The organism is Corynebacterium sp. Z-1, assembly GCF_031844665.1.
GTDB lineage: Bacteria > Actinomycetota > Actinomycetes > Mycobacteriales > Mycobacteriaceae > Corynebacterium > Corynebacterium sanguinis.
The window spans coordinates 1145217-1160243 of sequence record NZ_CP134621.1 but is presented as its reverse complement, the minus strand read 5'-3'; the positions used below and the strand labels follow the sequence as shown (position 1 = coordinate 1160243).

At 63.6% G+C, this 15027-nt stretch carries 14 protein-coding genes; 6 read left to right on the top strand and 8 right to left on the bottom strand.

Features of this window, described 5'->3' with window-relative positions:
• Positions 1 to 49: 49 nt before the first annotated feature.
• Positions 50 to 421, top strand: a complete 372-nt coding sequence (locus RIU96_RS05670) for a replication initiation protein (RefSeq protein ID WP_261371559.1) — start codon at positions 50 to 52, stop codon at positions 419 to 421.
• Here the strand turns inward: RIU96_RS05670 and RIU96_RS05665 are convergent.
• Entirely contained in the window at positions 390 to 3236 is a 2847-nt protein-coding gene (locus RIU96_RS05665; protein ID WP_144773821.1) for a DNA methyltransferase, read from the bottom strand. The genes RIU96_RS05670 and RIU96_RS05665 overlap by 32 nt on opposite strands.
• Positions 3237 to 3597: 361 nt before the next feature.
• Between RIU96_RS05665 and RIU96_RS05660 the strand changes: the two genes are divergently transcribed.
• Both RIU96_RS05660 and RIU96_RS05655 read left to right on the top strand, forming a co-directional pair.
• Entirely contained in the window at positions 3598 to 4233 is a 636-nt protein-coding gene (locus RIU96_RS05660) for a recombinase family protein (RefSeq protein ID WP_144773819.1), read from the top strand.
• 177 nt (positions 4234 to 4410) lie between these two features.
• The gene (locus RIU96_RS05655) at positions 4411 to 4680 is read left to right on the top strand and encodes a hypothetical protein (RefSeq protein ID WP_311205172.1); all 270 of its coding nucleotides are present in this window, start codon (positions 4411 to 4413) and stop codon (positions 4678 to 4680) included.
• Between the two features lie 57 nt (positions 4681 to 4737).
• Here RIU96_RS05655 and RIU96_RS05650 read toward each other — a convergent pair whose 3' ends face one another.
• The 5 genes from RIU96_RS05650 to RIU96_RS05630 form a co-directional block, all read right to left on the bottom strand.
• The gene (locus tag RIU96_RS05650; protein ID WP_144779769.1) at positions 4738 to 6393 is read right to left on the bottom strand and encodes a monocarboxylic acid transporter; all 1656 of its coding nucleotides are present in this window, start codon (positions 6391 to 6393) and stop codon (positions 4738 to 4740) included.
• A gap of 5 nt (positions 6394 to 6398) precedes the next feature.
• Positions 6399 to 6677, bottom strand: a complete 279-nt coding sequence (locus RIU96_RS05645) for a DUF485 domain-containing protein (protein ID WP_136649151.1) — start codon at positions 6675 to 6677, stop codon at positions 6399 to 6401.
• Between the two features lie 275 nt (positions 6678 to 6952).
• The gene (locus RIU96_RS05640; RefSeq protein ID WP_136649152.1) at positions 6953 to 7789 is read right to left on the bottom strand and encodes an aldo/keto reductase; all 837 of its coding nucleotides are present in this window, start codon (positions 7787 to 7789) and stop codon (positions 6953 to 6955) included.
• Positions 7790 to 7808: 19 nt separating this feature from the next.
• On the bottom strand, positions 7809 to 8168 hold the full coding sequence (locus RIU96_RS05635) for an FKBP-type peptidyl-prolyl cis-trans isomerase (RefSeq protein WP_136649153.1): 360 nt from the start codon (positions 8166 to 8168) through the stop codon (positions 7809 to 7811).
• A gap of 19 nt (positions 8169 to 8187) precedes the next feature.
• On the bottom strand, positions 8188 to 9483 hold the full coding sequence (locus RIU96_RS05630) for a citrate synthase (RefSeq protein WP_136649154.1): 1296 nt from the start codon (positions 9481 to 9483) through the stop codon (positions 8188 to 8190).
• A gap of 208 nt (positions 9484 to 9691) precedes the next feature.
• Here RIU96_RS05630 and serC point away from each other — a divergent pair, with 208 nt between their 5' ends.
• From serC to RIU96_RS05615, 3 genes are all read left to right on the top strand, one after another.
• The gene (serC, locus tag RIU96_RS05625; RefSeq protein ID WP_181730056.1) at positions 9692 to 10822 is read left to right on the top strand and encodes a phosphoserine transaminase; all 1131 of its coding nucleotides are present in this window, start codon (positions 9692 to 9694) and stop codon (positions 10820 to 10822) included.
• Positions 10823 to 10886: 64 nt separating this feature from the next.
• Positions 10887 to 11774: a septation protein SepH gene (gene sepH / locus RIU96_RS05620; protein ID WP_136649156.1), complete on the top strand. Its 888-nt coding sequence runs from the start codon at positions 10887 to 10889 to the stop codon at positions 11772 to 11774.
• Between the two features lie 13 nt (positions 11775 to 11787).
• The gene (locus RIU96_RS05615; protein ID WP_136649157.1) at positions 11788 to 12636 is read left to right on the top strand and encodes a DUF6928 family protein; all 849 of its coding nucleotides are present in this window, start codon (positions 11788 to 11790) and stop codon (positions 12634 to 12636) included.
• Here the strand turns inward: RIU96_RS05615 and RIU96_RS05610 are convergent.
• Both RIU96_RS05610 and RIU96_RS05605 read right to left on the bottom strand, forming a co-directional pair.
• Positions 12633 to 13454 (bottom strand): TrmH family RNA methyltransferase, encoded by an 822-nt coding sequence (locus tag RIU96_RS05610; protein ID WP_136649158.1) that lies wholly within the window; start codon positions 13452 to 13454, stop codon positions 12633 to 12635. The two genes, RIU96_RS05615 and RIU96_RS05610, sit on opposite strands and share 4 nt — an antisense overlap.
• A gap of 1 nt (position 13455) precedes the next feature.
• Positions 13456 to 14919: an NCS2 family permease gene (locus tag RIU96_RS05605; RefSeq protein WP_259793372.1), complete on the bottom strand. Its 1464-nt coding sequence runs from the start codon at positions 14917 to 14919 to the stop codon at positions 13456 to 13458.
• Positions 14920 to 15027 lie beyond the last annotated feature (108 nt).

Sequence of the window (15027 nt, the reverse complement as noted above, 5' to 3'; positions counted from 1 at the left end):
GTCAGACGCAGTACGGTTAAGACGTGCCGCCAAAGCGCCCGTTTAGAGCATTCCTTATCGGTCTGGCAAGTCCCAGATGGTCTGGTACATCGACCCCGTCTACCGCACCCAGACAGCATCCTCGAAACCGTGGAAGCTCCTGGAGGCCTTGCACGCCGAGCTGCAGGGCTACTTCGAGGCCGATAAGAACTTCTCCCCTAGAAACATCGCACGTGGGCAAGTATCCTCGCAGACAACGATCTCCAACGCCTGTAACGAGCGGGATGCACTTTACCCTTGGCCGAGTACTCCTGCGTACCCACCAAGCGCGTCCTCGATATCCGCTTGTACGATACCGCCGCGTTTCCAACACATAACTAGAGTGGCATTAGTCGATTCACCCCTCACCTTCAGTTCCCATTTAGTGAAGAATAATTCTTAAACAGCAGCTCCTGGCGCTGCCGCTCGCTCGTGAGCTTGCGCGGTGCGCCCATCGCCCGGTCGACCTCCTTGTCCAGCGCTTCGTGCGCCTTGACCAGTGCGGGGTCCATCGCCAACGGGTTGTAATGCTCGGCCAGCGACCGCTCCGGGTGCAGCTCGCGCGCAGCGAGGACCTTTTGACCCGCAGCGATGATGCGCTGGCGGGTCGCATCGCCCAGGGCGGGCAGTGCGAAATTATTCCACGTGATCGTGCTTGAAAAGCTGATACGAGATTCTAACCGTCCTCCCACGGTTTTCATCCAGACCATAAACATCGACGAAGAAGCTATGGCAAACAAGAATCCCTCCGGGTCAACAGCCCCGTAAACCTTGTTTGAAATGATTACCCCAGGTTCTAGTTCTCCTACCGGCAGATAGCGACGGTTCTCCGAACTGACTTCAGGAATACCAACGATAGGACAGTCCGACACCAGACCGATTTGCCTAAACAAATGGTGATGCGGGTAATCACGGGTTGTCTCTGCCTTCGATGCCGCTCTGGATGTGCGCACTCCCTCGATACGCTCCCGGAGAGCGGGGGACTTCGCCAGATCAGACGGGTCCAAGTCGGTCAGCCACAGACACCAGCGTTGTTTACCGTTGATGAGCTCCTCGGAGCCGATGTAGGGGCGGAGGTACTTTCTCATCACTGGATCCTGGGTAACCTTGGCAAACTCTTTCTCCTGCACAGTGAGATACCCACCATCAGTAGCCATAGATCCCTTAACTACCTCTGGAAGCGATGAAGATAAAGGGGTTGAGCGCTTGGTGACTAGCACATTGGGACCATCCACAAGATAGGCATTGATCGCCTGCTCTACGACGAGCTCTACCGGGCCAGATTTCGCGTGAGGGTAATCCCACAGGTGAGGCCGCGTATTCCTGCCGCGGTCGAAACCAATGATGACACAGTGAACAGCCGCTTTGCCGGGGGCTTCGGAGTCCCACGTGAAAGTACGGTGAGCGAACTTAATCCGCCACCCGGCGTCGAAGATCGGGCCGAACAATCGTGCCGTCTGGTCACCCTGGGTGATTGAGTTCGTCGTCACGAACGCGAACGAACCGTCACGCCCGTGGAAGAAACGCAACGCTTGAGCGTGCCAGCCGGTCACAAAATCCAACCTCGAAGTCTTTATCCCTCCCCACACGCGCTGGAGATCCTCCAACTGCTCCTTTGTTCTCGTGTGGTCCCCAAGAAATGGCGGGTTGCCGAACACGTAGGTCTGTCCGCTCACTTCGGGCACGAGCTCCGCCCAGTCCACGGCCAGGGCGTTACCGTGATGGATATGGGCGGTAATCGTAATGGGGAGGCGCTCCGGAGCCTGCCCCACCTTATCGGCTAGCTCCCGGTTGGCCTGATGATCGATCAAGAACATGGCGGTCTCCGCGATCTTGGCCGGCCACCAGTTCAACTCAATGCCGTAGAACTGGCTGATCGAAAGTTTCTGCTCCCACGCGATATTCAAGGCCATATCGGTGTTGCCCTCGCGGCGTCGCAGGTCGACGATGATGTCAGTCTCGATACGCCGCAGCTCACGGTAGGCAACCAGTAGGAAGTTCCCCGACCCGCAGGCCGGATCGATAAAAGCATGGGTAGCCAGACTGTCGCGAAACGCCCGTAAGGCGGCTTGGGTAGTGGACACGTTTGCGATGAGACGGTCGGCTTCAGCGCGTAGCTCGTCGAGAAACAGCGGCCCCAGCGTCTTGAGAATGTTCTTTTCCGACGTGTAGTGCTCCCCGTCGCCGCGTCGCGCTTCCTTCGACTTCACCAACTGGAAAAGACTGCCGAAGATCGCGGGGGAGATATCCGTCCAATGGAACCGGCACGCCTCCAAAAGGGCCTCGCGCATGGCGGGGCTGAAAAACGTGGTGGTGCGTAGCTCGCCCGCCCGGTCAAACAGGGACCCGTTGACGTAGGGGAACGCCGCCATCGACTCCGGCACCCGCCTGCGCTTGGTCTCGGGGGTGTTGAGTACGTCAAACAGGGCATCGAGTTGCCCGCCCAGGTTTTCGCTGGTCGTGTGCTCGTGGACGAAGCGGTAGAACAGGTCCTGCTCCCACAGGCCGGCATCGTCACCGAAAAGGAGAAACAGCAGGCGGGTCAGAAACACCGAGGTGCGCTGGACTTCCTCGTCTTCTTCTTCCGGGTTGGTTGGTGCGGCATCGGCGACGGCCTCGTCGACGTCGTCGCCGGCCATTGCGGTGAACAGGTTCGCCATGACCTTCGATGCGGCAATGGAGGCGTCTTGTTCTTCCTCGCGGGTCATGGTGTCGTCGTAGCCGGCAAGGAAGCGTAGCTCGTCAACGTGGTCGGTGACCTCACCGAGGGGGAAGGTCACGTCGAAGCGCTGCTCGGGGTCACCCAGGCGCAGGAGACGGAAGGTCTCGAAGTCGGAGGCGAGGATGTAGCGGGGTTGTTCGGTGGCCGAGACGGACCCGCCCTGCAGGTAGTCGCGGGCCTGGTCGACCGCGAGCTGGAGGTCGACACCCGGTTTCTTCGCCTCGCCAATCACCACGGAGGGCCAGAACAGGTCGATGTAGCCGGTATTACCCGTCGAGGCACGCTTGGCGTCTTGCTCGAACAGGTCCATGCGTGCGGCGGAGATGCCGAAACAAGCGAGGAAGTCCGACCAGAAAGACTGGGCGTACTTCTTCTCAATCGCGCCTTGCTCCGCCTGAGTCCAGCTATCAAGGCGCCTGCGCCAGTGGAGTTTGAATGCGTCGAGGTTGTGGCGAATCTCTGACCGGTCCAGGCGCTGTGGAGAAGAAGAAGTCACCACCTCACCTTAACGAGTGTCACTAACGTGGTGCGCGGAATGATGTTGTGCTCCCGCAGTCGCTTCGCTCCTTTGGGCTAGCGCGCGGGCGTAGCCCGCTTGCTTCCGAGGAAGTGTTGTCGCCCCCCCGAGAGGCAAACGTGCCCATCTGCCATCATCAAAAGCTTGCGGGATATGCCAGCACGGATACTGCCGTTTGCCGAGCGTCATTCGGTAGGTCTCTCACGCTCAAGTACCGATGATAAATCCTTCCTGCTGGCGTTCCGTTTACCTGTGCCGTATAGTATTTTGTAATACGCCCCTCAATCGGTAGGAAAGGAGCGGATTGCGAGGAAATGACGCGCACCAATAAGGGGAAATCATGAGGATCGGTTATGCCCGCGTGTCGACTCGGGGTCAAGAACTCGAGGCGCAGACCAGACTGTTGAAACAGCTCGGAGTAGACGAGGCCAACATTCTTCTCGACCACGGTTACACCGCCACGAACCGCAACCGTCCAGGTCTCGCGCGAGCCCTGGATCGACTTCGTGAGGGTGACTCGTTCGTGGTGACGAAACTCGATCGCCTGGCCCGCAGTGTGCCTGATGCTCATGCGATCGCCCAGGAGATCACTGCGAAGGGTGCACGACTGCAAATCGGCAGCGATGTCTATAACCCTGCTGATCCGATGGGGCAGTTGATGTTCAACATGCTGGCCATGATCGCCCAGTTCGAGCGTGATCTGATCTCCGCGAGAACCAAGGAGGGGCTGGAGCTTGCGAAAGCGAGAGGCCGGTTGAGGGGAAAACCGCCGAAGTTAACCGCGCATCAAGAACGCATGGTGGCACAGTGGATTGCTAACAACACCATGTCGCAGGCTGAGATGGCCGAGACCCTCGGTGTCGGCGCGTCGACCATCACGCGCACGAAGAAGCGCCTGATCGCCAAAGGAATGCTCGACCCGGACGAATTGCAGCGGGACTGGACTCCGACCACGGACGAGACGAAGGACTCCTAAAAATGGATTTATTTACCCAGCTTACTACCACTCACCCCGCAGCACGCCGCATTCTGGCAGCCGATTCCGCCGAGCTGACTTTCAACGAAGTGGCACTGCGATCACTGTTGGAAACACTGATTGCCACTATGCCGGACATGTCCGATCCCACGTTCGTCGACATGTTGGGGACCTACATTGATCGGCGTCTCCTTCTCGGAGACGCCGCCCGCGAACATCCACCAGGTGGCGAAGTGGCAGACCACCATCGACGGAGTGGTCTGCGACATCAACGACGTCTACACCGCCGACTGGGGCCAGTGGACACCAGGCCAGGCGGCCGCGCCGGTCGTGCAGCTTCCCAACATTCCCATCGAGCAGCTCCTGCAGAGCTCAAGCGAGATGTCCTCGCAAGGCAACGCCGCCCTGCAGCAGGCGTTGGACCAGGCCCGCGCCTTCCTGCCCTAATCAATGAAAAAATGACCCACCATATGGTGGGTCATTTTTTATTCTCAGCGCGTCTAATTAGTGGTCGACCGGGGCCTCCACGCCGACGCCGGTCAGCGACCGAACTTCCATCTCGGACTGCAGAGCGTCCAGATTGTCCGGCTTGCCCAGGTAGGTGCCGATGATGCCGGCGAGGAACGCCAGCGGGATGGACACGATGCCGGGGCTGGTCAGCGGGAAGATCGACCAGTCGGCGTTCGGGAACATTGCGGACGGGGCGCCGGACACCGCCGGGGAGAAGAAGATGAGCAACAGGGCGGAAATCAGACCGGTGTACATGGAGGCGACCGCACCGGTGGTGTTGAAGCGCTTCCAGTACAGCGAGTACAGGATGGTCGGCAGGTTGGCGGATGCCGCGATGGCGAACGCCAGCGAGACCAGGAAGGCGACGTTCTGGGACATGGCCAGGATGCCCAGCACGATGGAGACCACACCGATGACAACCACAGTGATGCGCGAGACCCGCACCTGCTCGGCCTCCGTGGCGGTGCCGTCGCGAAGCACGGCGTCGTAGATGTCGTGGGCGACCGAGGCGGATGCGGTAATGGCCAGCCCGGCCACGACGGCCAGAACCGTCGCGAAGGCAACCGCGGAGATCAGCGCCATGAAGATGGAGCCGCCGAGCTCGAAGGCGAGCAGCGGCGCCGCCGCGTTCGCCCCGCCCGGGGCTGCCAGGATGCGGTCCGGGCCGACGAGCGCAGCTGCGCCGTAGCCGAGCACCAGGGTGAGCAAGTAGAAGGCACCGATGAGCACGATGGCCCAGGTTACGGACTTGCGCGCCTCCTTAGCGGTGGGCACGGTGTAGAAGCGCATCAGGACGTGCGGCAGGCCGGCGGTGCCGAGCACCAAGGACAGGCCGAGCGAGATGAAGTCGATCTGGCTGGTCAGTGAGGCGCCGTACTTCAGGCCCGGGGCCATGATGTCGGTGGCCTCGTAACCCTTCTCCTGAATGTACTCCGAGGCGCCGTGCGCACCAATTGCGTCGGTGAACAGGGTGTTCATACCACCGCGCACTGCGATAAAGACGAGCACGGTCATGATCGCGACACCGCTAATGAGCAGCACGGCCTTGATCATCTGCACGTAGGTGGTGCCCTTCATGCCGCCGATGAGCACGTAGGCGATCATCACGATGCCGACGATGAAGACGCACAGTGCCTGCGCCCAGAAGGTGTGCAGGTCAAGCAGTACCGAGACGAGGGAGCCTGCGCCCGCCATCTGCGCGATGAGGTAGAACAGCGAGACGAACAGCGTGCCGAAGGCCGCCGCGACGCGCACGGGCTTCTGGCGCAGGCGGAACGACAGCACGTCGGCCATGGTGAAGCGGCCCACGTTGCGCAGCGGCTCCGCGACGAGCAGCAGGGCGACGAGCCATGCGACGAAGAAGCCGATCGAGTACAGGAACCCGTCGTAGCCGGTCAGCGCGATCGAGCCGACGATGCCGAGGAAGGACGCGGCCGAGAGGTAGTCGCCCGCGATGGCGAGGCCGTTTTGCGTGCCGCTAAAAGAGGCGCCACCGGTGTAGAAGTCCGCGGACTCGGAGGTGGTCTTGCCAGCGCGGGTCACAATGAACATCGTGACGATGATGAAGACAGCGAAGATGGCAATGTTAAGCAGCGGATTGCCCACGCCTTGCGGTTGTGCGGCCTCCTGGGCCAGGTAAGTGGTGTTCATGGTGCCTAGCCCTCCATTACTTCGCGAATATGAGCCGCGCGCGGCTCAATGTTTTTGTTCGCGTACTTGACGTAAACGTACGTGATGATGAACGTGGTGATGAACTGGGCGATACCCAGCCAGATGCCCACGTTCATCCCGAGGAAGGGCTGTGCCATCGTCTGTGGGAAGAATGTCGCCACGACGACGTAGAAGATGTACCAGACGAAGAAGGCGACGGAAACCGGGAAGGTGAAGCCGCGGTAGGATTTCCGAAGCTCCTGGAACTCCTCGCTGTTTTGCATGGCGACGAACTCGTCCGGAGTCGGTTCTCTTCGGGTGGGAAATGCGGTGGATCCTTGGGATTGCGACACTGACCCATCCTTTCTGTGCTGCCTACGTGTGGAAACTAACGCTCTCACATGCGTTGGTTATAACTGGACACACAAAATTTATCGGAAGCGCCAAGCTTTTTTGCCAAGTTCGCACATCAAAATCTTCGCTGGATCAGCCCGCTACCCCCGAGAAGGTAGTTTTACTGCGGAGACTAACTGTCCCCCCGCTACCCCCGCCGCGCTCGCTAATCGACGTCCCCGGGAAACGTCAGCGGATCCCCCGACATCCTCTCTCCCGCGATCCCGTCCAACGCCGCGATCTCGGCCTCGCTCAGCGCCACATCCACGGCGCCGAGGTTCTCCACGAGGCGCTGCGGGTTGGACGTCTTCGGGATCACGGAGCAGCCATGCCGCATCAGGTGCGCGAGCACCACCTGCGCCGGCGTGGCGCCGTGCGCGTCGGCGATCGCTCCAATCTCGGGCTCGGAGAAGTTCTCACCGCGCGCCAGCGGCGCCCACGCCTCGGTGCAGATGCCATGGCTGGAGTGGAAGTCGCGCAACTCGGGCTGCGTAAAGCCCACGTGGAGTTCAACCTGATTGAGCACCGGAGTTACCCCGGTGGCGGCGATGACCTCCGAGAGCACCTCCGGGTAGAAGTTGGCTACCCCGGCGGCCTTGAGCGCCCCGCCCTCCTTGAGCCGCGCGACGCGCTCGAAGGCTTGGGCGTAGAGGCCGCGCTGCGGCCACGGCCAGTGCACGAGGTAGATGTCGATGTAGTCGAGCCCGAGACGGCGCAAGGATTCCTCGAAGGCCTCCTCCACGCGGTCCTGGTCGTCGTTCCACAGCTTCGTGGTCACGATCAGCTCGTCGCGGGTGACGTCGCCGGCCGCGATCGCATCGTTGATCGCCCGGCCGACTTCCTCTTCATTGCCGTAGAGCGCCGCGGTGTCTATGTGCCGGTAGCCCAGCTCGATCGCGGTGCGGACAATGGTTTCGGCCTCGGCGCCTACCAACTTGTAGGTGCCGAGGCCCAGGAGCGGAAGCTCAGTTCCGTTGTTCAGGGTTGTCGCAGGAATTCGCATAACCCCGATTGTGCCAAATTTAGCTGGCGTCGAGCAGATCGATGACGAACACGAGCGTGCGCCCGGACAGCGGGTGCCCGCCGCCGGCCGGCCCGTAGGCCTTCTCCGGCGGGATGGTCAGCTCGCGACGGCCGCCGACTTTCATGCCCGGGATGCCCTCCTGCCAGCCTTCGATGAGGCCTGCCAGCGGGAACTCCGCGGCCTCGCCGCGGTCCCAGGAGGAGTCGAACTCCTCGCCGGTCTCGTAGTCGACGCCCAAGTAGTGCACTCGGACGAAGCCTCCTTCAACAGCTTCGGCGCCCTCACCGACGGTGAGGTCCTCGATAACAAGGTCGACGGGTGCCGGTTCGGTCGGGAGGGAAATCGTGGGCTTTTCCATTGTTGAGACAGCTCCTTGTCTAGCGCTGGTCGCGCGGTACGAATTCGCGCTTGGTGGCGCCGGTGTAGATCTGGCGCGGGCGGTTGATCTTGGAGTTCATTGCCAGCTGCTCGCGGTAGTGAGCGATCCAGCCCGGCAGGCGGCCGATGGCGAAGAGCACCGTGAAGAAGTTCGTCGGGAAGCCCATCGCGCGGTAGATCAGGCCGGTGTAGAAGTCAACGTTCGGGTAGAGCTTGCGGGAGATGAAGTAGTCGTCGTTCAGAGCGATCTCCTCGAGCTTCATAGCGAGGTCAAGCAGCTCGTCGCCGCCGAAGTGCTCGAGCACCTCGTGAGCGGTCTCCTTCACGATCGCGGCGCGCGGGTCGTAGTTCTTGTACACGCGGTGGCCGAAGCCCATCAAGCGCACGCCCTTTTCCTTGTTCTTCACGCGGTCCATGAAGTCGGTGGCGTCGCCGTCGTGGTTGTTCTTGATGTCCTCGAGCATCTCGAGCACGGCCTGGTTAGCGCCGCCGTGAAGCGGGCCAGCCAGTGCGTTAATGCCACCGGCGATGGAGACGAACATGTTCGCCTGCGCGGAGCCGATCATGCGGACGGTGGAGGTGGAGCAGTTCTGCTCGTGGTCAGCATGCAGGATGAGCAGCTTGTCCAGCGCCTTGATCAGGACAGGGTCGACCTCATACGGCTCGGTCGGGTAGCCGAACATCATGCGCAGGAAGTTCTCTCGCGGGTTCAGGGAATTGTCCGGGTACATGTACGGCTTGCCCTTGGACGCGCGGAACGCGTACGCCGCGAGCATCGGCACCTTCGCCATGAGGCGCACGGTGGCCTTGTCCAGCTGCTCCTCGTCCAGCGGGTCAAGCTGATCCTGGTAGTAGGCGGAGAGGATGTTCACCGAGGAGGCCAGCACGGCCATCGGGTGGGCGTTGCGCGGGAAGATGTTGAACGCGGCCTTGAAGTCCTCGTCCAGGAGGGTGTGGTGGCGCAGCTCGGAGTTGAACTTGTCCAGCTCCTCGGTCGTCGGCAGCTCACCGTTGATCAGCAGGTAGGACACCTCGTTGAAGGTGGCGTTGTTGGCCAGATCAGCGATGTCGTAGCCGCGGTGGCGCAGAATGCCCTCGTCGCCGTCGATGTAGGTGATCTTCGACTCGGTGGAACCGGTGGATACGTAGCCGGGGTCGAAGGTGACCAGGCCGGTCTCGCCGAGCAGCTTGCCCAGCTCAAAGCCGTCGTTTCCCTCGGTGGCACGCTTGATTTCCATCTCGTACTCGCCACCCGGGTAGTGGAGCACGACCTTGTCGTTGTTCTCAGTAGCCACTGCAAACCTTTCCTCGTAAGAGTAGATGGGCACCCCATCGAGCCGCACGCGCGACGGTGGGAGCGTTATCAGTAAATCTTAGCAAAGCTTGTGATGCGGGCGACAGGTTTGCGTTAAATGCTTCCTCGGCACAATTCGAGCGCGTCGTGAAGTGGCCGGGGTGCTAGTATTCGACACCACGTAACACACAGAAAAGATTGAGGCACGAATGAGCAACTACCCCACCCTCCCCAGCGAACTTCTCCCAGCTGATGGCCGTTTCGGCTGTGGGCCGTCGAAGGTGCGCCCCGCCCAGCTTGACGCGCTGACTCGCGGTGCCACCTCCATCATCGGCACCTCCCACCGCCAGCTCGCGGTCAAGGACGTCGTGGGCGAGGTTCGGGAGGGTCTGAGTGAGCTCTTCAGCCTCCCCGATGGCTACGAGATTGTCCTCTCCCTCGGCGGCGCAACCGCCTTTTGGGACGCGGCCACCTTCGGCGTGATTGAGAACACGTCGGCGCACTTGAGCTTCGGCGAGTTTTCCTCCAAGTTTGCAAAGGCTGCGAAGAAGGCCCCGTGGCTGAACGACCCGCACGTGGTCGAGGCCGAGCCGGGCGACGCCCCCGACCCGCAGGCGCTTTCCGGGGTCGACGCGGACGTCGTCGCCTGGGCGCACAACGAGACGTCGACAGGCGCGAGCATCGATGTCGTGCGGCCCGCCAACACGGACGCGCTCGTGCTTATCGACGCCACCTCCGGCGCCGGGGGCCTACCGGTCGACATGTCCCAAGCCGACATCTACTACTTCTCGCCGCAGAAGAGCTTTGCCTCCGACGGCGGCCTGTGGCTGGCTGCGATGAGCCCCGCCGCGATCGAGCGCATCGAGTCGATCCACGCCTCGGGCCGCTTCATCCCCGCCTTCCTGGACCTGCAGACGGCCGTGGAGAACTCGCGCAAGAATCAGACCTACAACACCCCGGCCGTGGGGACCCTCCTCATGCTCGCCGACCAGGTGAAGTGGATGAACGACAACGGTGGCCTCGACGGCATGGTCAAGCGCACCAGCGCGAACGCCGAGGCACTCTACGGGTGGGCGGAGAATCACGAGCTGGCCACCCCCTACGTCAAGGACCCGGCGAAGCGCTCCCTCGTGGTGGGAACCGTCGACTTCGACGACGCGATCGACGCCGCCGAGCTGGCCAAGGCGCTGCGCGCGAACGGCGTCGTCGACACTGAGCCTTACCGCAAGCTGGGGCGCAACCAGCTGCGCATTGGTATGTTCCCCGCCATCGACACCTTGGATGTCGAAAAGCTCACTGGCGCGATTGATTTCCTCCTTGAGCAGGGTGTCGGGCGCTAAACCTGCTGTGGCGGCCGGATTCGTCGGTTAGGGTTTAAGGTGTCGAAGAAATAAAGGAGTTGTGATGCGTGAGCTCTACGCGGTCGCCGAGGAGTCGACCGAGACGTTCCTCGTTATGCGCGATGCCGACGGTGTGCGCTACCAGTTGGCGCGCGCGCAGCTGCACTCGCTTCACGGCCCTGCCGAGCACGACGCCGAACCCCTCGATGTTGAAGTAGTCGAAGCCGAGGTAGAGCCTTCGGACACCCCGACCTACGACTCGCTGCCGCGCGTGCCCTCCTTGCCGGACCCGGACCCGCTGTTCGCCACTCCCCTGTCGATGCGCCCGAGCGAGATCCAAGCGAAGATCCGCGCGGGTGCGACGCAAAAGGAACTGGCCGACGAAATGGGCGTTGCCGAAAGCCGCATCGAGGCCTACGCCCACCCGGTGCTGCTGGAGCGCTACCAGGTCGCCGAAGCCGCGAAGCAGTCGCACCCGCTGCGCGAGGGCGGGCCGGCCAAGCTCACGCTCTTTGAGATCCTCGCCACCGCGTTTGCCGCGCGGGGCAATTCGCTCAGCCACGCGGAGTGGGACGCAACGCGCGAACCCGGCGACGATTGGGTGGTCCACGTGCGGTGGAAGTCGGGGTTGAGCGAGAACGAGGGGCTGTGGTCGTTTAAGCGCGCCATGGGCGCCAAGGCCACGACGCAGCCACGCAACTCCGTCGCCGCCGACTTAACCGACCCCGACTTCGTGCAGCCGATTCGCTCGCTCACGGCCGTGGAGCCCGACACCCCGCAACTGCTCGAGCCGGAGGCCGGGACGGACGATTCCCCGGTGGTGGAGGGCGACTTCCTGCGCCACCCCGACGGCGACGAGCAGCCCCAGCAGCGCCGGCGCAAGGCCGTCACCCCGCACTGGGAAGACGTTCTGCTCGGAGTGAGAACGAACACGAAACGCCCCCGGAAGTAAGGACTACTCCGCCATGTCGCTGCCCTGCGTCGTCACAGTCTGGTTTGTCAACGCCCCCGACCCCGGCGCCGTGCTGAGCGGGGAGCCGAAGGCTGATCGCGGTTTCGGCCGCAAGCTACTCGCCCAGCTCAACCCCGCCTGGCCGATCACCGCGATCGGCGATTTCCCGCTCAACCGCTCCTCGCAGCCGGGCCGGGCGGAGTTCTACATCGCCGGCTACCCCGGCGTGGCCGTGGTGCAAACCTTCGTCGAAGACGTGACCACCGCGTCCGAGGCGGCGTCTGCGCTGCGCGAGACCTTGCCCGCCGCCGATACGTTCGTTTTCGTGGAGGGCACCGACTCGGACTTTGCCGGGTTCGCACACTTCGCCGGTTCCGAGCTGCGCCGGGCATTTTCGGCCACGCGCGACGTCGTCGCCGAGGACGCCGGCCTGCCCGAGCCGTTCGAGGCCCCGTTCTGGGCGGGCGAAACCGCCGAGCCCATCGGCGGGATTTCGCTACCCTTCGTACCCAAGGAACTCGCCGCCGCGGCCCAGACAAGCTGGATCGGCGTCGACGTCTCCCCGGATGGCCCCGACTTGAACGTCGTGGGCTACGCGGTGGATGGCCGACCCGAGCCGAAGATCGCGGCCCCCGCCCCGCGGACCAAGACCGTCGCGGAGGTCGCGTCGCGCCTCGCGGAGAAGGACAAAGGCTACGACGACTACGTCGCCGCCGATGCCGAGCCAGGTGACGGCGGGGAGTTCGCCGAGCTTGCCGACGCCTCCCTGGCCGCGGCAAAGCGCATCGGGCGCGGACTCTCCCGGCGCGCCAAGGCGCTGGCGGCGAAGGTGCAGGAGCGCATCCGCCACTCGGACCGCTAGCGCAGGCTGCGCTGGCGCTCGTAGAAGGCGATCGCGGCGCTGGTCGCAACGTTGAGCGAGTCCGTGCCGGGGGCCATGGGGATGCGGGCGCGGACGTCGGTGGCGCGCATCGCGTGCTCGGTCAGCCCTGGGCCCTCGCCGCCGACGAGCAGCGCGACTTTGTCCCAGGGGCGCCCGGTGGCGTCGACTAGCGCCTCGGCGAGATGCTCCGCGGCGTCGTCGGGGGTTAGCGACACGAGCCGCCACCCCGTATCGTGCAGCTCGTCCAGCGAGCGCTGCCAGGTGGTTGCGGCACCGTCGAGGTGCGCGAACGGCAGGCGAAGCGCGTGGCCCATGGAGACGCGCACGCTGCGGCGGTACAGCGGGTCGGCGGTCGCGGCGCCGAAGAGGACCCCGTCGACGTCCATGCCCGCGGCGTTTCGGAAAATCGCGCCGATGTTCTCGTGGTCGCCGACGCCCTCGAGGACCACCAGCGTGCGGGCTCCCTCGGTAACGTCGGCGACGCTCAAGGGCGCGGGGCGCTCGGCCACCGCGATCAGCCCGCGGTGCATGTCGTAGCCCGCGACCTCGGCCAGAAGCGGGCGCGTCACCTCGTAGACCCCCACCGACTCGGGCAGGCGCCCGCCGTAGTCGGAGAGGAAGCTGTCCAGGCGTCCCCCAAAGCCGATCACGCTGCGCAGCGGGAAGCGCGATTCCACTAAGCGGCCGCAGATCAGCGGGCCCTCCGCGTAAACGAGGCCACCGCGGGTGTCGGAGTGCTTCAGGTCGCGGACGTCGTCAAGGCGGGCGTCGGCGGGGTCGTCAATACGCGTGCGCATGCTAGGCGCCGAGCGCGGCCATGACGGGGCCGTGGGCAAAGAAGACGATGAACAGCGCGGAAATCAGCCACATGATCCAGTGGATCTCGCGGCTCTTGCCCGCAAACAGCGCCATGAGGGTAAAGGAGATGAAGCCGACGCCAATGCCGTGGGCGATGGAGAAGGTAAACGGCATGATCACGATCGTCAGAAATGCGGGCAGGGCGATGTGGAACTCGTTCCACTGAATCTGGCCCACCTGCATCATCATCAGCGCGCCGACGACGACGAGTACTGGGGCGGCGGCCTCGATGGGCACGATCGCGTACAGCGGAGTGAAGAACATTGCGGCGAGGAACAGAAGGCCGGTGACCACGTTGGCCAGGCCGGTGCGCGCGCCGTCGGCGATGCCGGCAGAGGAATCGACGTAGACCGTGTTCGATGACGCCGAGGCCGCGCCGCCGACGACCGCGCCGAGGCCCTCGACGACCAGGGCGCGCTTCATCCCCGGCAGGTTACCGTCGGCGTCGGCAACGCCCGCCTGGCGGCCCAGCGCGGTCATGGTGCCCATCGCGTCGAAGAAGTTGGCCAGCACCAGGGTGAACACCAGCAGCGAGGCCGCGACGACACCCGCGTGGACGAAGCCACCGACAAGGTCGATGTCGCCGACGATAGTCAGATCGGGCACCCCGCCCAGGGACTCCGGGATCTGGGGCACGGCCAGTGACCAGCCCTGCGGGCTGTCCGCCGAGGAGCCGGAGCCGGTCAGCGCCTCGACGATCAGCGCGATAATCGTCGTCGCCACGATGCCGATGAACAGCCCGCCGCGGATGTTGCGGATCACCATGAACCCGCAGATGATCAGGCCGATGACAAAGACGAAGGTGGGCCACGACGCGATCGAGCCGCCGATACCCAGCTGGACGGGCACGGTAGTCATCGCGGCGTCTGGGACACGGCGCACGAAGCCGGCGTCGACAAGCCCAATGAGCGCGATGAACATGCCGATGCCCACGCTCATGGCCACCTTCATCGAGTCGGGGATGGCGCGGAACACGGCGGAACGGAACCCGGAGATCGCGAGGATGCAGATGATGATGCCGTCGATGACCACCAGGCCCATGGCCTCCGGCCAGGTCAGGCCCTCCTGGCCAACGAGCGTGACCGCCACCAGGGTGTTCAGGCCCAGGCCCGCTGCGATGCCGAACGGGTACTTCGCCACCACGCCGAACAGGATGGACATCACTCCGGCGGCCAGGGCGGTGGCCGCAGCGACCTGGGGGATGCCGAGGACCACGCCGTCGCGGTCGGGGCTCGTGCCGATGATCAGCGGGTTGAGCAGCACGATGTACGCCATAGCGAAGAAGGTGACCACGCCGCCGCGGATCTCGGTACCCACTGTCGAACCGCGCTCGGAAATGTGGAAGTATCGGTCAAGCCAGCCGGTGCTGGTGCCGGTCACGGCGGTGGATCCGCTAGAGCTCACGTGTTGTCCCCTTGTCTGACGGGTCTGACGGGCCTCACAGGTCTGACCCGGCGATGAAATTGTCAGTGCATAGCCTTACACCGCCGCGGGGAAATTCCAAACCGAAAT